Annotated in this window: 15 protein-coding genes and 1 pseudogene; 11 read left to right on the top strand and 5 right to left on the bottom strand. The window is 59.9% G+C overall.

The genetic code is table 11. The features are described from left to right. The first annotated feature begins 31 nt into the window (after positions 1-31). The 10 genes from AC1DIG_RS19910 (at position 32) to AC1DIG_RS19865 (ending at position 7245) form a co-directional block, all read left to right on the top strand. Positions 32-694: a riboflavin synthase gene (locus AC1DIG_RS19910; protein WP_081427298.1), complete on the top strand. Its 663-nt coding sequence runs from the start codon at positions 32-34 to the stop codon at positions 692-694. 16 nt (positions 695-710) lie between these two features. Next, positions 711-1802, top strand: a complete 1092-nt coding sequence (gene ribBA / locus AC1DIG_RS19905) for a bifunctional 3,4-dihydroxy-2-butanone-4-phosphate synthase/GTP cyclohydrolase II (protein WP_054594246.1) — start codon at positions 711-713, stop codon at positions 1800-1802. A gap of 90 nt (positions 1803-1892) precedes the next feature. Then, a complete protein-coding gene (gene ribH / locus AC1DIG_RS19900; protein WP_003228649.1) occupies positions 1893-2369 on the top strand; it encodes a 6,7-dimethyl-8-ribityllumazine synthase in 477 nt (158 codons plus the stop codon). Then, the gene (gene nusB / locus AC1DIG_RS19895) at positions 2366-2866 is read left to right on the top strand and encodes a transcription antitermination factor NusB (protein WP_477768674.1); all 501 of its coding nucleotides are present in this window, start codon (positions 2366-2368) and stop codon (positions 2864-2866) included. Before ribH ends, nusB begins: the two co-directional genes overlap by 4 nt. Positions 2867-2889: 23 nt before the next feature. Next, positions 2890-3855, top strand: a complete 966-nt coding sequence (thiL, locus tag AC1DIG_RS19890; protein WP_477768673.1) for a thiamine-phosphate kinase — start codon at positions 2890-2892, stop codon at positions 3853-3855. After that, positions 3852-4355, top strand: a complete 504-nt coding sequence (locus AC1DIG_RS19885) for a phosphatidylglycerophosphatase A family protein (RefSeq protein WP_477768672.1) — start codon at positions 3852-3854, stop codon at positions 4353-4355. Before thiL ends, AC1DIG_RS19885 begins: the two co-directional genes overlap by 4 nt. Positions 4356-4394: 39 nt before the next feature. Next, positions 4395-5150 (top strand): substrate-binding periplasmic protein, encoded by a 756-nt coding sequence (locus AC1DIG_RS19880; protein ID WP_477768671.1) that lies wholly within the window; start codon positions 4395-4397, stop codon positions 5148-5150. Positions 5151-5414: 264 nt separating this feature from the next. Further along, on the top strand, positions 5415-6032 hold the full coding sequence (gene ribA, locus AC1DIG_RS19875) for a GTP cyclohydrolase II (protein ID WP_019693842.1): 618 nt from the start codon (positions 5415-5417) through the stop codon (positions 6030-6032). Continuing rightward, complete coding sequence (locus AC1DIG_RS19870; protein ID WP_477768670.1) at positions 6029-6448, top strand: MFS transporter; 420 nt, start codon at positions 6029-6031, stop codon at positions 6446-6448. Before ribA ends, AC1DIG_RS19870 begins: the two co-directional genes overlap by 4 nt. Further along, entirely contained in the window at positions 6448-7245 is a 798-nt protein-coding gene (locus AC1DIG_RS19865) for a cobalamin-binding protein (RefSeq protein WP_477768669.1), read from the top strand. The genes AC1DIG_RS19870 and AC1DIG_RS19865 overlap by 1 nt, the downstream gene beginning before the upstream one ends. A 122-nt stretch (positions 7246-7367) precedes the next feature. Here the strand turns inward: AC1DIG_RS19865 and AC1DIG_RS19860 are convergent. The 5 genes and pseudogenes from AC1DIG_RS19860 to AC1DIG_RS19840 form a co-directional block, all read right to left on the bottom strand. Beyond that, positions 7368-9251 (bottom strand): annotated as a pseudogene (locus AC1DIG_RS19860) (TonB-dependent receptor domain-containing protein). Positions 9252-9407: 156 nt separating this feature from the next. Continuing rightward, positions 9408-11306 (bottom strand): 1-deoxy-D-xylulose-5-phosphate synthase, encoded by a 1899-nt coding sequence (dxs, locus tag AC1DIG_RS19855; protein WP_477768668.1) that lies wholly within the window; start codon positions 11304-11306, stop codon positions 9408-9410. A 110-nt stretch (positions 11307-11416) separates the two neighbouring features. Further along, on the bottom strand, positions 11417-12304 hold the full coding sequence (gene ispA, locus AC1DIG_RS19850) for a (2E,6E)-farnesyl diphosphate synthase (RefSeq protein ID WP_477768667.1): 888 nt from the start codon (positions 12302-12304) through the stop codon (positions 11417-11419). Then, the gene (locus AC1DIG_RS19845) at positions 12301-12543 is read right to left on the bottom strand and encodes an exodeoxyribonuclease VII small subunit (protein ID WP_019693836.1); all 243 of its coding nucleotides are present in this window, start codon (positions 12541-12543) and stop codon (positions 12301-12303) included. The genes ispA and AC1DIG_RS19845 overlap by 4 nt, the downstream gene beginning before the upstream one ends. A gap of 180 nt (positions 12544-12723) precedes the next feature. Further along, positions 12724-13863 carry a sensor histidine kinase gene (locus AC1DIG_RS19840; RefSeq protein ID WP_477768666.1) on the bottom strand — a complete coding sequence of 380 codons (1140 nt, stop codon included), beginning with the start codon at positions 13861-13863 and terminating at the stop codon, positions 12724-12726. 250 nt (positions 13864-14113) lie between these two features. Here AC1DIG_RS19840 and AC1DIG_RS19835 point away from each other — a divergent pair, with 250 nt between their 5' ends. Continuing rightward, positions 14114-19381, top strand: coding sequence for an NEL-type E3 ubiquitin ligase domain-containing protein (locus AC1DIG_RS19835; protein ID WP_477768665.1), 5268 nt, complete (start codon positions 14114-14116; stop codon positions 19379-19381). Positions 19382-19428 lie beyond the last annotated feature (47 nt).

Genomic DNA, 19428 nt, shown 5'->3' with positions numbered 1-19428 from the left:
AAGCGAAGGTTTTGTTCTCGAGGAGGACTCCATGTTTACCGGCATCATCGAATCCATCGGCAGCATCCGTGCATTGACCCCAAAAGGCGGCGATGTGCGGGTTCACGTAGAAACCGGCAAGCTCGACCTGAGCGACGTCAAACTCGGCGATAGTATCGCGGTCAATGGCGTCTGCCTGACCGCCGTTGAACTGCCGGGCAATGGCTTTGCAGCGGACGTCAGTCGCGAAACCCTCGACTGCACCGCCATGAATGACCTGAAAAGCGGCAGCCCGGTGAACCTGGAAAAAGCCCTGACTCCGACCACCCGTCTTGGTGGACATCTGGTCAGTGGCCATGTCGACGGCGTCGGCGAAGTGGTTGCGCGTACCGAGAATGCCCGTGCCGTGGAGTTCCGCATTCGTGCGCCGAAAGACCTGGCCAAATACATCGCCCATAAAGGCTCGATCACTGTCGACGGCACCAGCCTGACGGTGAACGCGGTCGACGGCGCCGAGTTCTTGCTGACGATCATTCCTCACACCCTGAGCGAAACCATCATGGCGTCTTACCAGCCAGGTCGCCGGGTCAACCTTGAGGTCGATCTGCTGGCCCGTTACCTGGAGCGTCTGCTGCTGGGTGACAAGGCCGCAGAATCCTCGAAGGGCAACATTACCGAAAGCTTTCTGGCCGCCAACGGCTACCTCAAATCCTGACTCAAGGGGGTGCCGCGTGGCGCTCAATAGCATCGAAGAACTGGTTGAAGACATCCGCCAAGGCAAGATGGTCATCCTCATGGATGACGAAGACCGCGAGAACGAAGGCGACCTGATCATGGCCGCCGAGTGCTGCCAGCCTGAACACATCAACTTCATGGCCAAGCACGCCCGTGGCCTGATCTGCATGCCGATGAGCCGCGAGCGCTGCGAGCTGCTCAAGCTGCCCTTGATGGCGCCGCGTAACGGTTCCGGTTTCGGCACCAAGTTCACCGTGTCCATCGAAGCCGCTGTCGGTGTCACCACCGGCATCTCTGCGGCTGACCGTGCGCGCACCGTGCAAGCTGCCGCCGCCAAAGACGCCAAGGCCGAAGACATCGTCAGCCCTGGCCACATTTTCCCGCTGATGGCCCAGGCCGGCGGCACCCTGGCCCGCGCCGGCCACACCGAAGCCGCTTGCGACCTGGCGCGCATGGCCGGTTTCGAGCCGAGCGGGGTGATCTGCGAAGTGATGAACGACGACGGCACCATGTCCCGTCGCGCCGAGCTGGAAACCTTCGCCGCCGAACACAACATCAAGATCGGTACCATCGCCGACCTGATTCACTACCGGATGATCCATGAACGTACCGTTCAGCGGATTGCCGAGCAGCCGCTGGACAGCGAACTGGGCCAGTTCAATCTGGTGACCTATCGTGATTCGGTGGAAGGCGACGTGCACATGGCACTGACCCTGGGCACCATTTGCGCCGAAGAACCGACCCTGGTTCGCGTGCACAACATGGACCCGCTGCGCGACCTGTTGATGGTCAAGCAGCCAGGCCGCTGGAGCCTGCGCGCCGCCATGGCCGCGGTTGCCGAGGCCGGCAGCGGTGTGGTGCTGTTGCTCGGTCACCCGCTCGACGGCGACGTGTTGCTGGCGCATATCCGCGAAACCGCCGATCACGCGCAGCCGAAAAAACCGACCACCTACAGCATCGTCGGTGCCGGTTCGCAGATCCTGCGTGACCTGGGCGTACGCAAAATGCGCCTGATGAGTGCGCCAATGAAATTTAATGCGATATCCGGTTTCGATCTGGAAGTTGTAGAATACGTGCCCTCCGAATAAAGACCGGCTGTTTTTGTCTTGAATTCGCGGTTCAAATATCACTAAAGAGCGCGTACTGAACGCGCTCTGGCTCTTTAAGAGATTTGTCGAATGACCCTGAAGACCATCGAAGGTACCTTCATCGCCCCCAAAGGCCGCTACGCTTTGGTTGTTGGCCGCTTCAACAGCTTCGTTGTTGAAAGCCTGGTAAGCGGTGCTGTTGATGCCCTGGTTCGCCATGGCGTGAGCGAAAGCGACATCACCATCATCCGTGCCCCTGGCGCCTTCGAAATCCCGCTGGTTGCGCAGAAAGTCGCTCAGAAGGGCGAGTTCGCGGCAATCATCGCGCTGGGCGCGGTCATTCGTGGCGGTACCCCGCACTTCGAATACGTGGCTGGCGAGTGCACCAAGGGCCTGGCCCAGGTGTCCATGGAATTCGGCGTACCGGTCGCTTTCGGCGTACTGACCGTCGACTCGATCGAGCAAGCCATCGAACGTTCCGGCACCAAGGCCGGCAACAAAGGTGCTGAAGCTGCCTTGTCCGCTCTGGAAATGGTCAGCCTGCTGGCGCAGTTGGAGGCCAAGTGATTAGCGACGAAAGCGATCGTTTCAACCCGCGCGATCCAAAGCCTGCGGATGCTGGCAAACCATCGAAAAGCGTCAAGCGTCGCGAAGCTCGTCAGCTCGCGACCCAGGCGTTGTATCAATGGCACATGGCCAAGCAATCGCTGAACGAGATCGAAGCGCAGTTCCGGGTCGATAACGATTTCACCGATGTCGATGGTGCTTACTTCCGCGAAATCCTCCACGGGGTTCCAGCGAACAGGACCGAAATCGACACCGCGCTCAAGCCATGCCTGGACATCGAAATCGAAGAGTTGGACCCGGTTGAACTGGCGGTTCTGCGCCTGTCCACCTGGGAACTGCTCAAGCGTGTCGACGTGCCTTACCGCGTGGTGATCAACGAAGGCATCGAGTTGGCTAAAGTCTTCGGTTCCACCGATGGCCACAAGTTCGTCAACGGTGTACTCGACAAGCTGGCCCCGCGCCTGCGTGAAGCTGAAGTGAAGGCGTTCAAGCGCTGATCGGCGCTTGAACTGCCATTGCCATGGGCGAGTTTGAGCTGATCCGCAATTACTTTGCCGCCGCGCCTTGTGCGCAGGGCGGCGAAGGCGTTGCCCTGGGGATCGGCGACGACTGCGCCTTGCTCGCTGTTCCCGCAGGGGAGCAGCTGGCAATTTCCACCGACACGCTCGTGGCCGGTGTGCATTTCGCAGACCCTTGCGACCCGTTTCTGCTCGGTCAGCGTTCGCTGGCTGTGGCGGTCAGCGATCTGGCTGCCATGGGCGCCACCCCGATTGCCTTTACCCTTGCCCTGACCTTGCCGACGGTGACCGCCGATTGGCTGGACGCCTTCGCCCGAGGCTTGAACGCCATGGCGCAAAACTGCGGCGTACAGCTGGTGGGCGGCGATACCACACGCGGCCCGCTGAGCCTGACCATGACCGTGTTCGGTCAGGTCCCGGCAGGCAAGGCGCTGACCCGCAGCGGTGCGCAACCCGGTGATCTGGTGTGCGTGGGCGGTGAACTGGGCAACGCCGCCGGTGCATTGTCGTTGGTGTTGGGTGAGCGCGTCGCGCCCGCCGATGTTGCCGGGCCGTTGTTGGCGCATTATTGGTCGCCACAGCCGCAGCTTGAATTGGGCATGGCGTTGCGCGGCAAAGCTACCGCGGCACTGGATATCTCTGACGGTTTGCTCGCCGATTGCGGGCATATCGCCAAGGCCTCAGCTGTCGGCTTGCTGATCGAAAGCGAAAAGCTGCCGCTGTCCACTGCACTGGTGAGCTTTCTCGGTGAGAATGCCGCCCGCGTGGCGGCCTTGAGTGGCGGCGACGACTACGTACTGGCGTTCACTTTGCCTTCCGGGCACTTGCCTGCCTTGCTCGCCGACGGCTGGCCGATTCACGTTATCGGGCAGGTCGTGGCGGGGCAGGGCGTGGCGCTGCTGGACGCGAACGGGCAAGACATCACCCCGCAAGCCCGGGGTTATCAACATTTTCGGGAGACACCGTGACAGATCATCCCAAGCAGAGTCCGGCAGGACGCGTGCCGCCATCGGTCTGGCGTAATCCCTGGCATTTCCTGGCTTTCGGTTTCGGCTCGGGCACCTTGCCCAAGGCGCCGGGCACCTGGGGCTCGCTGGTTGCACTGCCCTTTATTCCGTTATGGCAGATGTTGCCCGACTGGGGTTACTGGCTGATGCTCGGCATCACAATGCTGTTCGGCTTCTGGCTGTGCGGCAAGGTTGCTGACGATTTGCGGGTGCACGACCACGAAGGCATCGTCTGGGACGAAATGGTCGGGATGTGGATCACCCTGTGGCTGGTGCCGGCAGGTTGGTACTGGCTATTGGCGGGGTTCCTGCTGTTCCGCTTCTTCGACATTCTCAAGCCATGGCCGATTCGCTGGATCGACCGACATGTGCATGGCGGTATCGGGATCATGCTCGATGACGTGCTGGCAGGCGTGTTTGCCTGGTTGGCGCTGCAGGGGCTGGTCCGGTATTTCGCCTGATAGGCTGATTGAGTGGCGGATGGATTGAGGGGCTGGGGGATGGGTGGGCGCTGGCTGTGGGTTCTGGTTTTTGCGGTGTTCTGTTCGCTCGCCCGTGCGGCGGATGTGCCGACGACACCGGCCGTGATTCATCTGGCCAGCGAGGACTGGGATGACTACACCGCCGCCGATGGTCATGGCTTGGCCTGGGACATTTTGCGCGCCGTGTTCGAGCCGGCCGGGGTGAAACTGGATATTCGCACCGTGCCTTACACCCGTTCGGTGGGGCTGGCACAGCGTCGTGAAGTGGACGCGCTGGTTGGCTCTTATTCCAATGAGGCCGATCAGCTGCTGTATCCCCACTGGAATTTCGACTCTGATCATATCTATGCCCTGGGTCTTGCGAGCGACCCGGAGCCGACCCTGGCAACTCTGGGTGCGTACCGACTGGCCTGGGTGCGTGGCTATCGCTACGAAAGTTACCTGCCGAACATCCACCGCTATAACCAGATCGAACGCCGCACCGGAATTTTGCCGATGCTCAAGCAGGCTCGGGCGGACTTCTATATCGACGCGCTGACGGAAATCAATGAAGTGCTTGCAGACGCAGAGGATCCGTCCCTGTACCGGCGCACACACTTGACCGAATTGCCGTTGTACCTTGGTTTCGCCGATACACCACGGGCCCGTGCCTTGATGGCGCTGTATGACAAGCGCATGGAGTTGTTGGTCAAAACCGGCCAGTTGAAACCGATTTTCGAGCATTGGAAACAACCCTATCCATTCGACACAGTAGCTACTGGCGCCACCCCGTAGCAGCTGGCGCAGCCTGCGTTCGTGTGCGCAGCGCACGTAAATCCTGACGACTCGGTCAGCATGATGCACCGCAGTGCATGGTTTTGCGGCGGCTTCGCCGCCGAACGCAGGCTGCGCCAGCTGCTACGGGGATGTGTATCGGCGGCTCAGTGATCAAACTTTTTGATCGTTATGGGCGATAATTCAGCCTAAGCGTCTGTCGGAACCTGCTGTTACAATGCCGCCTCTGCGAATCTCCAGTACATACAGATCAGGAGCACACCGGTGCCTGTCGTTTTTGTCGCCGCTTCCAAGCTGCCAACGCCTTTTGCGCAATTCACCATGCATGGCTTTCTCGATGAGGCCACTGGCCGCGAGCATGTCGTACTGAGCCTGGGTGATGTTGCCGACGGTGCCCCGGTACTCGGCCGGTTGCACTCCGAATGCCTGACCGGCGACGCCTTGTTCAGCCAGCGTTGCGACTGCGGCTCGCAACTCGAGGCGGCGTTGCAGGCGATCGCCCGCGAAGGTCGCGGCGTGTTGCTTTATCTGCGTCAGGAAGGCCGTGGCATTGGCCTGCTGAACAAGATCCGCGCCTATGAATTGCAAGATGGCGGCGCCGACACCGTGGAAGCCAACGAGCGTCTGGGCTTTGCCGCCGACCAGCGCGACTACGCCATGTGCCTGCCGATGCTCGAGCACCTGGGCGTGAAATCCTTGCGCCTGATGACCAACAACCCGCGCAAGGTCAAAGCCTTGACCGATATGGGCATCGTGGTTGCCGAGCGCGTGCCGCTGCACACCGGCCACAATCCGCACAACAAGCTCTACCTGGCGACCAAGGCCAGCAAGCTCGACCACATGATGGGCAACGAGCATCAGGGCGAGGCAGACCGGGCGTGACTCGCGGCCAGGTCCGGCGGCGACTGTCCGTCAGCTGGTGGCAATACCTGGCGCTGGCCTTGTTGCCGCTGCTGGTGATCAACGCTGTGTTCGGCCAGAGCGAGGCGTTTTTGCCAGTGCTGGCGATGCCGTTTTTCATTGCCGGGGTGGCCTCAATGTTTGTCAGCCTGCGGTTTTTCGGCGGCTACAAACACGCCTTGATCGCCACCCAGAAAGCCCTCGATACCCCGGAAGAACCTGCTGCCTGGGTTGCCCTGGCGGCTAAACGCCGTCAGGCATTCCTTGTCGCGGCCTTGCCGGCCTGGATCGGTGCTCTGGCGGTGTTCGTCGGCCTCGAAGCGGTGCCTTTGGTCCTGCTGGCGCTGTCGACCGCGGTGCTGTTCTACCTTTACCGTATTCCGCGTCAACTCGGCTGATGCGAAGCTGGCTGGCGGTTCTGCTGCTGGCCATCAGTGGCTCGGTGGCAGCGGTAGAGCGGGTGGTCAGCCTCGCGCCGTCACTCTCGGAAATCGTCGTTGAACTGGGCTCGGCCGACCTGCTGGTAGGCGTGCTCGATGCCGGCGAGCGTCCTGCAGAACTCAATGCCATCCCGTCTGTTGGCCGCTACGGTCAGCTGGATATGGAGCGTCTGCTCAGTCTCAAGCCGGATTTACTGTTGCTCTGGCCTGGCAGTGTCGGCCCGGCGCAGCGTGAGCAACTGAGCCGGTTGGGGATCCCGACCTACGTCGCCGAACCGCATAACCTCAAACAACTGACCCGCCAAATCGAAGCGATCGCCAAGCAGCTCGGCCGACCCGAGCGTGGGCACACGCTGGCGGTTGATCTGCGCAAGCAGCTCGACGATTTACGCCAGCGCTATCAGCGCAAAGAACCGCTTCGGGTGTTTTATCAGGTCTGGGATCGGCCGCTCTACACCGTGGGCGGCGGGCAGATCATCAGCGATGCGCTTGAAGTGTGCGGTGCGCGCAACGTGTTCGCCGACATGACCTTGCCGGCGCCGCAGGTCAGTGTGGAGTCTGTGCTTTCGCGTAATCCCCAGGTGATACTCGCCGGCAGCCAGGCACAGCTCGACGCCTGGAAAGCCTGGCCGCAGATGACGGCGGTGGCTCAGGGGCAATTGCTGTTGGTGGCGGATAAAGGCCTGGAGCGGCCGAGCGGGCAGATGATCGAAGCGACCGCCAAGTTGTGCCGGTTGATCGCGCCTGCCCGGTGAGACCGAGGTGCGGCCATCGCGAGCAAGCTCGCTCCCACACTGGATCTATGTCGCCCATAGATCTCCTGTGGGAGCGAGCTTGCTCGCGATGGGGCCAGTCAAAACACAACCAATTCCAGGGGTTAAATCTGCGGCATCCACGTCACCCCAAACATTAACGCCCGACCTTCTTCCCGATACCCGTACTGGCTACCGTCATGCTCGTAGAGCGCGCGGCTGTAGTTCTTGTTCAGCAGGTTATCGACTTTCAGCTCCAGCGTGACCTCGTGACTCGCCGCCCAACGGCTGCGTAACCCGAGCAGGGCATAACCGCCCAGCGGCTGGCGGTTGTCCTTGTCGTCATAGCTGCCACTCACCGCTTGCCAGCTGGCGCCGAGGCCGAGCCGATCAAACTGACGGTCCAGATCCAGGCTCAAGGTCCGTCGTGCACGGCGGGCCAGGGTGTGGCCGCTGTCTTGATCCCGTGGATCGATGATCGCAACGCCGAGGTTGCTCTACCAGCCGAACCACTCCTGCTTGAGGGCGGCTTCGAAACCATTGATCCGCGCCGACGCAATGTTTTCCGGGCGTGAATGGCTGCCGAAGATGATCGCATCCTCAAGGTCGGTGCGGTACAGCGAGGTTTCCAGCCGACTGGTTTCGCTCAGCTGGCTGCGCCACTGTACCTCGTAGCTTTTCGAGGTTTCGGGATTCAGGTTCGGGTTGCTGAAGTCCGGGTAGTAGAGGTCGTTGAAAGTCGGCGCGCGGAAGCCTTCGCTGTAGCTCAGCAACACGTCGTTATCCGGGTTCAGCGGCACGGTAAGGGTGCCGCTCCAACTGTTCTGTCCGCCAAACTGCTGATTCTGGTCGCGACGCAGACCCAGTTCGGTAGAGAAACTTTCAGCCTGGAAACGATGCTGGATAAACACCGCGCGGTTCCAGCGACTGTCTTCGGCAAACGCTGTGCTGCTGTTGACCCGGTCTTCGTACCAATCGCCGCCAAGAATCAGGCTGTTCTGCGGGTTGAGTGTCAGGTCGTTCTGCCAGTTCAGCGAGTTGCGGTAAGTGTTGAACACGCTGTGATCGTTGCTGAGTTTGTCGAAGGTCTCTTCGCGGTTTTCGCTGTGGCCCAGTTCCACGCGGGACTTCCACGCATCGTTGATGCGTGCGTCGACATAACTGCTGACGCTGCTCACGGTGAAATCGTTGTAGGGCTTTTGCTGGACACTGTTGCCGGAGCTGATGTCGTAGCGACCGAACGGGTTATCGAACTCGTTTTTGCCACGGTTATCGAGGATGTTCAGGCCGGCCTCGATATCGTCATTGATGGCATGGCTCAGGCTCAGGCTGACGGACTGGTTGCGATAGGCATCGTGGTCGTCATCGCTGGGGTAGGACGCGTGAGTGCGATTGATCCCAGCCGTGTCATCAAGGCTGGCGCCGAGGTTGAAACGGGTTTGCGCGTCGCCCCCGGACAAGCCCAGGCTGCGCTCCCATGTCTGGTGACTGCCAAAACCCATGTGCAAGCGCGGTTGCAGGCCTGACTCGGCGCCACGACGGGTAAAGATCTGAATCACTCCGCCAATCGCGTCGCTGCCGTAAATCACCGAGCGTGAACCACGCAGTACTTCCACGCGCTCGATCTGCTGGATATTCAGGTGCTGCAGATTACTGTCGCCGGACGTCGAGTTGCCGATGCGCTGACCGTCGACCAATACCAGCGTTTGCGCTGAGTTGGTGCCGCGAATATAGATCCCCGGCAGGCTGCCACGGCCACCGCTTTGCGCGACTTGTACGCCCGGCACCCGGCTCAGCAGGTCGGTCACGCTGCTTGGTTGCAGGCGGTCGATGTCATCACGGGTAAACACAGTGTTGGCGGCGCTGCTGTCGTTGCGCGCTTCGACCTGGCGGTTGGCGCTGATCAGTACGTCGGGCAGTTTCAGAGCTTGCTCGCGCTCGAAGGTGTCGGCTAAAAGCTGACCGGCAGGCAAAAGGCTCAACGTCAGGGCGAGGCGGGGGAGTTTCATGGGCAGTCCATTGGCGGTTTGGAGCGGATGAAAATTCGCGGGTGACGAAAACCAATGTGGGAGCGGGCTTGCTCGCGATGACGGTGTGTCAGGCAACATCCAAGTTGACTGACAGTCCGCTATCGCGAGCAAGCTCGCTCCCACAGGGGGCTGCGTTTAGAGGTTCAGCAGTTGCAGGCGCTCGCGGATGGCCGCTTCGATACCCGCTTCATCCAGACCGCATTCGGCGAGCATTTGCGCTGGCTTGGCGTGCTCGACGTAGACGTCCGGCAGGCCCAGGTGCAGCATCGACTTGAGGATGTTCTCGCGGGCAAGGAACTCGCTGACCGCGCTACCGGCGCCGCCCATGATGGCGTTTTCTTCGATGGTCACCAGCAACTCATGGCTGCCGGCGATCTCGCGCACCAACGCTTCATCCAGCGGTTTGACGAAGCGCATGTCGACCACGGTCGCATCGATTTTTTCAGCGACTTTCAGTGCTTCGGCCAATTGCACGCCGAACACCAGCAGGGCGACGGTGCTGCCCTGGCGACGAATCACGCCTTTGCCGATTTCGATCGGTTCGAGGTTCTTCTCGATTGGAGCATTCGGGCCGGTGCCGCGCGGGTAACGCACTGCCGCCGGGCCGTTGTACAGATGGCCGGTGCTGAGCATTTTGCGCAATTCGTTTTCGTCGCTCGGGGTCATCACCACCATGCCGGGGATGCAGCGCAGGAACGACAGGTCGAAACTGCCGGCGTGAGTCGGGCCGTCTTCGCCCACCAGGCCTGCACGGTCGATGGCGAACAGCACGTCGAGGTTTTGCACCGCGACGTCATGGATCAGTTGGTCGTAACCGCGTTGCAGGAACGTCGAATAGATCGCCACCACCGGTTTGGCGCCTTCGCAGGCCATGCCGGCCGCGAAAGTGACCGCGTGTTGCTCGGCAATCGCCACGTCGAAGTAGCGCAGCGGGAAGCGCTCGCTGAAGGCCACCAGGTCGGAGCCTTCTTTCATTGCCGGGGTGATACCGACCAGGCGCGGGTCAGCCGCAGCCATGTCGCACAGCCACTCGCCAAACACGCCGGAGTACTTTGGCCCGCCGGCTTTTTTCGGCGCGGCAGCTGGAGCGTCCAGCGGTTCGAGCTTGGTGATCGCGTGGTAACCGATCGGGTCGACTTCCGCTGGGGCGAAGCCTTTGCCTTTTTTGGTCACGACGTGCAGGAACTGCGGGCCCTTGAGGTCACGCATGTTGCGCAGGGTAGCGATCAGGGTGGGCAGGTCATGGCCGTCGATCGGGCCGATGTAGTTCCAGCCCAGTTCTTCGAACAGGGTGCCGGGCACCAGCATGCCTTTTGCGTATTCTTCGGTACGACGGGCGATTTCCCAGGCGCCGGGCAGGCGCGACAGGACCTTCTTGCTGCCTTCACGCATGCTGGCGTAAGTGCGGCTGGAGAGGATTTTCGCCAGGTAATTCGACAGCCCGCCGACGTTGCGCGAGATCGACATGTCGTTGTCGTTGAGGATCACCAGCATGTTGGCGTCGACTTCCGGCGCGTGGTTCAGCGCTTCGAACGCCATGCCCGCGGTCAGTGCGCCGTCGCCGATCACCGCGATCGCCTTGCGATCGCTGTTTTGCAGGCGGGCGGCAATCGCCATGCCCAGCGCTGCGCTGATCGAGGTGCTGGAGTGGCCGACGCCAAAGGTGTCGTACTCGCTCTCGGAACGACGCGGGAAGGCCGCAAGGCCGTCCTTCTGGCGCAGGGTGGCCATGCGCTCGCGGCGACCGGTGAGGATCTTGTGCGGATAGGCCTGATGACCTACGTCCCACACCAGCCGGTCGTCCGGGGTGTCGAAAACGTAATGCAATGCGATAGTCAGCTCGATGACACCCAGGCCAGCACCGAAATGCCCGCCGGTCTGACCGACCGTGTAGAGCAATTCCAGGCGCAACTCATTCGCCAGGGTTTCCAGCTCGGCTTCGCCTAACCGGCGCAGGCCGTCCGGCGTGTTGGCACGGTCGAGCAGGGGCGTGGTCGGGCGCTTGCGGGGAATCTCATGAAACGTCGTGGGCATCAGGCGAATCGTTATAGGTATAAAAGATGCGGCAGTTTACCTGATGCATCGCACGCTGCCCACGCAGAGCTCGGAACTTGGCCGATTTACGGTGGGCAACGGGCGCCGGATCAGCTGCGGCGTTCGACGATATAGCGCGCCAGATCACGCAGCGGCTCGGCCGACGCGTCAAACGGTCGCAGTGCGTGCAGGGCCTGATCGCGCAGTTCCAGGGCATAGGCCTTGGCCGCATCGAGGCCGAGCAGCGCCGGGTAAGTCGGTTTGTCCCGGGCGATATCGGCGCCCTGGCGCTTGCCGAGGGTTTCGGTATCGCTTTCGACATCGAGAATGTCGTCCTGCACCTGAAATGCCAGGCCGATGGCCTGTGCATAGGTCTGCAAGGATTTCAGTTGGTCTTTCTCGGCGCGGCCGCTGGCCAGGGCGCCAAGCTTGACGCTGGCTTCGATCAGCGCGCCGGTCTTGTGCCGGTGCATGTATTCGAGAGCGTTCTGATCAAGCTTCAAGCCGACCGACCCCAGGTCGATGGCCTGACCGCCAACCATCCCGGCCGGGCCTGCCGCCAACGCCAGGGCGCTGACCATTTGCAGGCGAATTTCAGCATCGGCTGAATTCAGGCGCGGGTCGAGCAGGGCGCTGAACGCCAGGCTTTGCAGGCCGTCACCAGCGAGAATCGCGCAGGCTTCGTCGAATTTTTTATGCGTGGTCGGTTGGCCGCGACGCAGATCGTCGTCGTCCATCGCCGGCAAATCGTCGTGCACCAGCGAGTACGCGTGGATCAGCTCCACCGCACAGGCCGCGCCGTTGGCTTGCTCAGCCTCACCGCCCAGCGCTTCGCAGGCCGCATAGGCCAGCAACGGACGAACGCGTTTGCCGCCATTCATCACGCTGTAGCGCATGGCTTCATATAAGCGTTCGAGTTCAGGGCTCGGCGCGTTGAACAGGGTTTCGAGTGCCGCGTTGACCCGGGCCTGGCTGGTGGCCGAATACGCCGCGATCATTCTGGCTGTTCCGCGTCAAAGGGAGCCTCGGTCAGCTCGCCATCACGCTCAAGCAGCACCTGAACCTTCTGCTCGGCCTGCGCCAGCGCAGCCTGGCAATCACGGGTCAGACCGATGCCTTGCTCGAAAGCGGTCAACGAGTCTTCCAGCGACAGCTCGCCGTTCTCCAGGCGCTCGACCAGCGTTTGCAGGTCGGCGAGGGATTGTTCGAAATCCAGTGCAGCTTTTTTGCGGGCCATGGCGGCAATTTCCGGTAGACGTTTAACCGGCGCGACACTAGCAGACATGGGGGGTTCGGGCAAATGCAGGGGGACTATGGAGCCATGAACCCGGGGAGTTGCTCGTCGTTGATTACGACTGTTAAAACACGTCGGGTAATTCCCGGCTGGTGTTGAACCATTAAAGATCGTCACTTGCGCCTACGAAACCACCCGCGACACCCTCGGCAACACCACGCTGAACGTCGTGCCTTCGGCCTCACTGGAGCTGACCTCGATCGTGCCCTGGTGTGCGTCCACCACTTGTTTGACGATGAACAGGCCGAGCCCGAGGCTGGTCGACGGGCCGGTGAGGTCTTCGTTGGAGCTGCGTACCAGTGGGTCGAAAATCGTCGGCAGTGCGTCGGCGGGAATCGGGTCGCCATGGTTGTGCATGGTCAGCGTCACCTGATCTTTTTCTCCAATGATTCTCAGCGTCACAGGGTGTCGATTGGCCCCGTGCTGCAAGGCATTACCGACAAGGTTTTGCAGCAGTTGGCCGAGGCGCGTGCGGTCCCAGATGCCATGGGTGTCGCCTTCGACTATCAGTTGTGAGGTGCAGTCCGGCTGCCCGGCGCCGGCTTCGTCCAGCGCAGCTTTTGCAGCGGAGGCCAGGTCCATCGGTGCCGGTTCGATCGGCAGGCTGCTGCCCAGGCGGCTGCGCACCAGTTCCAGCAAATCGCTGACCATCGCCGCCATGTGCCGGGCACTGCTCTTGATGCTCGTCACATAGGCCTGGGCGTCAGTGTCCAGTTTGGCCTTGCGCAGCAGCATCTCGGTGGACATGTTCACCGCTTGCAAAGGCGTGCGCAGGTCATGGCCGAGAATGGCCAGGAAGATGTCCCGCGAACGATTGACCTGCTCGGCGTACGCTGCGGTGGACTCGGCCAGGGCTTCGTCGATGGCTTCGTTGAAACGGATCATGTCCTGCAAGTACGCCACGTCCGGCGACTCCAGGCTGTTGACCCACAGGCGGATCACGCTGGCCCGTAAATGCCGGAACTCAGAGGTCATCTGCACCAGATCAAAACCCACGTTATGCCGAAGCTCGCCATGACTGGCCGCGGCCTCGTCCAGGCTTGGGGTTTTTTCCGGGCCTTCGCCTCTGGCTTTGGCCGCTTGTTCGCGGGCGGTCTGGGCGGTGGTCATGTCACGGGAAGCGGCCAGCAGGATCGACGTGGCGTGGTCGCGCAGGAGTGTCCGGTCCATGGAGTCAGGGTCGGGGGCTATGGTTCTGGCGAACTGCTCCCATTCATCGACGATACGGTCGACGTGTTGCACGATGAACTCAGCTAAACGCATGGTCGAATGCCCTCGGGCAGTGAGGACTGAAAGTACTTCCATCATAACGCCATGGCGCTGGAGTAAAACAGTGTGTAACGGCGGCATGAGACCAACGGAAAATAATGGCGTTATATATATAGTTTTGGCTCTTTAATATTCGAATGGTTAAGGTCTTTTTCAGAAGCTGCTGAGCAGGTTTTTAGTTTTTTTGTTGGGCGGGCTTTTGCTTAAGCTGGCGGTTCCTACTGTTATCTTTGGTTATTGCATTATGTCTGAGTTGAACCGGTCCGAACGTGTAGAAGGAAGAGCTGGCTCGTTGCGGGAAAATAAAGGTGTTCATTATGAAACTATTATTAAAGCGCTGCCGGCCGCCATTAAAGATGCACCGCCGGCTCGACTGTCATTATTGGCTGAGTCAAGTGTAACAAAAATGCCGGAATGGTATCTGAACGCTTCCGAGATCCAACGGCAGTATCTCAAGGAGTTGTTTGATGAGCGTTGGCGATTGCAGAGGCAAGTGGACGGCCCTCTGGAAAACCTGCAACAGGACATACAAGCGTTTGCCAAACAGTTGTTCTCATCGTTAATCAGCTCGAACTTCAACAGCCACGAAGACGTCAGCACGCTGACGCTGAAATTGTACATTCCGGACACGATCATCTTCGGTATCAATAGTGGCGCCAGCCGCTTGCGTGAATCCTCGCTATTGGACGCTGCGCTGCATAACTTTGAAGAGCCTGAAACCGCTGCCGATTATTTTGGCAGCGGCTCAGGCGTGTATCGGAAAAACGCCAGAGGAGAACTTAGTCTCGTACCGGTAATGAGCATCAGTAAAATAGCCACGCTGTGTCGTCGGCTGGACATTGGTGCGCAGTATCAGACTCATATAAAAAGCATACTTTTGCCTGCCGATCCAAGCGCAAGGCAAGCGCTGGAGCAGACGGCAGTCGCCAGCGAAAAAGCGACGTTCAAGCTGGACGCACTGATCGCCTATTTGAAAAAAGACATCAGCTCGTATGCGTACGGAATACTCCGGGGAATAGGCAATAACAAAGGCGAGATCAGGTTTCATGATCGCCCGTTGCACAGTCATCGGCTGTCGCTGATGGGGTTCAGGCTGCGCGGCATCGTGTTGTTCAGTGTCCTGAGCGAGCCGTCAAAGATTGAGGCAGCGATTGATGAGCTGACACCGGATGCGCTCAAGTTCTGGACCACATGGTCGCAACGTGTGCCCGCGTTGTCGGGTAACCCGTACGAGAAGTTCAAACTGTTGCAGTCGTTTTTTGCCAATGGCCCGAGCGGCGTCAGTGAAGAGATGCTGCGCCGGGACGGCATCTATAAGCAAAGCCATTTGAGCGGCCCCTTGATTGCCTATATCCCGGATGACCCGTTGCACCCGCTCAAAGAGTACGACTCGTTGGCGGATTTCATGAAAGAGCTGATCAGCCAGTTACGACAGTCGGACTATCAGGAGTTTTTCAGCCGCTTTGTGGCGCAAAAAGATAAGGGAAGATTTTTCGCACGGGTCAACGAGCGTCTGACGCGGATCACCTGGCAGCAGCGCGAGCCACTGGACATGGGGCCATGGTGGCGGGAGAGCGCAGTCGAGAATCCCAACGCCGAGCCCATCACCAATCTGATCTCGGGTGATCTGTGGCAAGGCCTTTACCGTGAAAAACGTGACAAGGCCATTAGCGATTCGCGGGCCATCGCGGTGCCCACCGCTGATGAAGATGCAACGACTCGCTGGAAGCGTCTGACCAGTTATCTGGATATTGGCTGGAACATTTTCAACGTTGGCGCGATGTTGGTGCCGGGGCTGGGCGAAGCCGTGCTGGGCTTGATGGTGGCGCAGATGGCCGCCGAACTGCTGGAGGGCATTGAGGACTGGAGCAAGGGCGACAAGGAGGAGGCCGCGGCGCACTTGAACGGGGTCCTGATCAACTTTGCCCAGTTGGCCTTGATGGGGGCTGGACACGTTTTGCCCCGAGGGACGCTTACGCCGATCAAGGTCTCGCCTTTCGTCGATAACCTGAAACCCATAGAAGTCAATGGCAAGGAGCGTCTCTGGAATCCCGATCTGACGTCTTACGAGCACTCGATCGCGTTGCCCGAAAACACGCAGGCAAGCGATCTGGGGCTTTATTCACATGAAGGACAGGAAGTCCTGCGTCTCGATGACAAACACTATGTGGTCACGCAGGATTCCGAGACCGGACAGCACCGTCTCAAGCATCCCACCCGGCCAAGGGCCTATCAGCCTGTCCTGGAGCATAACGGCGCCGGGAGCTGGAAGACCGAACTCGACCAGCCGCTTGAATGGGACAAGATCCGGCTGTTACGCCGGTTAGGGGCATCGGCGGATGCGTGGTCCGATGAAGCCCTCGAGCAAATGCTGACTGTTAGCGGCGTGCCGGAAAATGCATTGCGCAGGCTGCATGTCGAGCACGAATCCCCTCCGGCGATGCTGGTCGACACCTTCAAGCGTTTCAAGGCCTGGGCCGATGCCGGCGAGTTCAGCCGGCAGATACTCGCCAACCGGGCTCCCGAAGAGCTGGAGGGCTTTATTCCGGCCTTCATGACCGAGTTGTCCAATTGGCCCCAGTCCAGAGCTGTGGAGCTGTTCGAAGGTCCTGGGTTGACGGGTAAACCCGTCATTTACGGCAACATCGATGCGAAGAGTTCCGGCAACATCAAGCTTACCCGCGCTCAGCTTCGAACCGGTCAACTGCCACAACGAGTCATCGAGAATTTCAGTGAACGGGAAATTCATGAACTCCTCGGCGATGGCGTCTCCAGTGACCGGCAAGCGCGTATCGAGGTATTGCAAAACCAGCTGACCAGTCAGGCCGAGATGCATCAAAAACGCTTGTTCGAGGCTCTCTACCGACAACGCGATGTGTCCGGCGATCCCAGGACCGCGCTGTTATTCAATGAATCTCCACAGCTGCCGAGTGCTGTTGCCGACGAGCTGCTACTCGATGCAGAAGCTGAAGATCTGCGGTACTTGTCAGAGAAGAAGCGCCTTCCGTTGCGCCTGCGTGAACAAGTGCGAAGCGCGCAAGCTCGTGTGCGATTGAGTCGGGCTTATGAGGGGCTCTACCTTAAGCCGCTGGAAAACGGCGACACCCTCAGGCTTGAGCTGGCGTCTTTGGCGACCCTGCCAGGCTGGTCGCCCAATGTGCGCATCGAAATCCGTGCGTTTTCGTTCAGCGGCGAGATGCATGCGAGCATCGGCCCTGAGGATGCGCCGGTACGCAAAGTACTGATATTCGATGGAGAGGGTCGATATCAGGCGCGAGACGAGCAGGGTCAGCATCTGCATGGCGCTGATGATTTTTATGCGTCGATATTGCATTCCTTGCCGGATAACGAGCGAAAAGCTCTGGGGTATGACATTTACGAGGGCGAACGGCTCAGGCAGGCCATACAACGTTCACCCGTGAACCACGAGCGTTTCGAGTCGGTTCTGGCCGAGTACCCTATCCGCAAACCGGCCTACGACCCGCAGACCATGCGTCTTCGCGGCGGGATGGAGGGTTACCGGCAACTCGGCGACAGGTCGATGTTGCAGACCCGGGTGAGTTCCCTGTATCCGGCGTTTACCGAAGAGCAGGTCAGTACGATGCTGGACGACTTCGGGGCGTCGGCCGATCAGCGAGTGAGTGCGCTGGAGGAGGAGTTCAACGCGCTGAACTACAAGTTCAGGGTCTGGATGGATTCGTCCTCACTTGCTCACCGGTTAAGCCCGGCGGGCATGCTGGAGTTGCGATCCAAAGAGCTGTTCTACAGGGCGATCAGGCAGTGCTGGCAACGGACCGGCCCTGCCGGAGTGGACGTTCCCGGCATCGTCAGCCCGCAGATGCTCAAGCTCGATGGTCTGCCCATGAATCACTTGGCGAATATGCCGAAGCTGGAAGCCAACTTCGATCACGTCACCAGTCTGAGCCTGCGCAATTGCAACATGCTCAGCAGTCATGCGCCGTTTCTCGAGACGTTTCGCCGACTGCGTTATCTGGATCTTGGACAGAACCTGCTGAATCGCCTTCCGCCGGTCATCGGCGATATGCGTTACCTCGAACAGCTGGTTTTGAACGAGAACAGAATCGAGCTGACTCAACAGGCGGTAGCGCACTTGAGGGCCCTGACCCGCCTCAAGTCCTTGGGGTTAAGAGGAAATCCGTTGAGGTTACTGCCTGACATCAGCCAGATGCCGGCGTTACAGGTATTGATTCTGGCTGAGACCGGAATCGACAGTTGGCCTACAGGTCTGTTTGGCCAGGCGCGTCCACGCAACATTTACCTGGACCTTCGCAACAACCCGATCAGTCGCATCCCGGAAGTTGCCCCCGGTTCGTTTCGTGCTGAATTGTTGGCGCGGACCCTGTTGAGTCGTGAGCCGCAATGGATATCGGCGCAAAACCTGGACACGCTCAGGTCGTATATCGAGTCGGTCGGTATGGACCCCGAGCGACCGTACCCGCCCAGAAGCACAATGGACAGCACTGCATGGGCCGAAGGCATGACCGAGAAAGACTGGCAGGCCCGGCAGGAAATCTGGGACGCGATCGAAGATGAGTTCAACTCCGAATCCTTCTTCAATGAGATTCGGCGGTTGACCCAGTCTGCGGATTTCAGGGCAGGCGGTGTTTACCGAGAAGAACTGACCGCGAAGGTCTGGCGAATGCTGGAGGCCATGGCAGAAGACTCGAAACTGCGCATCACGCTATTTAACGAGGCGATCGAACGCACTCAATGCGTCGATGGCGCGACGCAACTGTTCAACGTCATGGGTATAAAGATTCTGATTCACGAGGCGTATGGGTTGGCCAACCCTGCTTTGATTGAGGCCGAGTTGGTCAGCCTGGCCAAAGGCAAGACGCGCCTGGATGAGATTGAGAGGATCGCCGAGCGTCATATCGCTAAACGCTTGGCGGCAGGGGAGCGCTTTCGGGTGGTCGATGCCGCAGGTAATGTGACGGGCACGATTGATGTGGTTGAGGTTCACCTGGCCTTCATGACGGATCTGGCGGAGCGGCTTGACCTGCCTTGGCAGGCACGCGGCATGCAGTTTCGCAACATCGCAGGCGTCACTCCCGAGATGATCGAGGATGCCTACCAGCGGATACAGGGGCTGGAGGAGGGGCATTATCTGCGTGATTCGATTGCCGAAGAGCCCTTCTGGAAGTCCTATGTAGAGCGTTCGAACGGCGCACGTTTCAGACGCATCAATCGCAAAGAGGTCGCGATTACCGAGTTCAAGGAGGCCCTGGAGGAACGAGCGGCAGGCTCGGGTTTGTCACATGAGGCGAGAGACCGTTTGAGAGAGCAGATCAGAGTGCTGGCCGCTGAGCTGGGTAAGTCGGAAATCGACATCGCACCAGGTCAACTGGTGACAAGCGAGGAATATGCAGCTGAGCTCGAGGAGATCAAGACCGAGAGAAACACTTTGCTCAAGGACCTGACCCAGCAAGCCATGGATCGGGCCAGACTGCAGAGGGTTGAAATACCTTTTACGGTGGCACCGGTTAACTGATCGCTGAGTGATGCTTAAACCGATGCGAAGGCCTGAAACCTTCGCAT

The sequence above is a fragment of the Pseudomonas sp. 05N431 genome (assembly GCF_056397005.1).
Note: the sequence above shows the minus strand (reverse complement) of the source record. Positions and strands in the feature narration are given on the sequence as shown.

Excerpts from the sequence above, each read along its gene's own strand:
- thiL (WP_477768673.1), top strand. The coding sequence starts at position 2,890 with ATGGGCGAGTTTGAGCTGATCCGCAATTACTTTGCCGCCGCGCCTTGT.
- AC1DIG_RS19880 (WP_477768671.1), top strand. The coding sequence starts at position 4,395 with ATGGGTGGGCGCTGGCTGTGGGTTCTGGTTTTTGCGGTGTTCTGTTCG.
- dxs (WP_477768668.1), bottom strand. The coding sequence starts at position 11,306 with ATGCCCACGACGTTTCATGAGATTCCCCGCAAGCGCCCGACCACGCCC.
- AC1DIG_RS19865 (WP_477768669.1), top strand. The coding sequence starts at position 6,448 with ATGCGAAGCTGGCTGGCGGTTCTGCTGCTGGCCATCAGTGGCTCGGTG.
- AC1DIG_RS19845 (WP_019693836.1), bottom strand. The coding sequence starts at position 12,543 with ATGGCCCGCAAAAAAGCTGCACTGGATTTCGAACAATCCCTCGCCGAC.
- ispA (WP_477768667.1), bottom strand. The coding sequence starts at position 12,304 with ATGATCGCGGCGTATTCGGCCACCAGCCAGGCCCGGGTCAACGCGGCA.
- ribH (WP_003228649.1), top strand. The coding sequence starts at position 1,893 with ATGACCCTGAAGACCATCGAAGGTACCTTCATCGCCCCCAAAGGCCGC.
- AC1DIG_RS19840 (WP_477768666.1), bottom strand. The coding sequence starts at position 13,863 with ATGCGTTTAGCTGAGTTCATCGTGCAACACGTCGACCGTATCGTCGAT.
- AC1DIG_RS19835 (WP_477768665.1), top strand. The coding sequence starts at position 14,114 with ATGTCTGAGTTGAACCGGTCCGAACGTGTAGAAGGAAGAGCTGGCTCG.
- AC1DIG_RS19910 (WP_081427298.1), top strand. The coding sequence starts at position 32 with ATGTTTACCGGCATCATCGAATCCATCGGCAGCATCCGTGCATTGACC.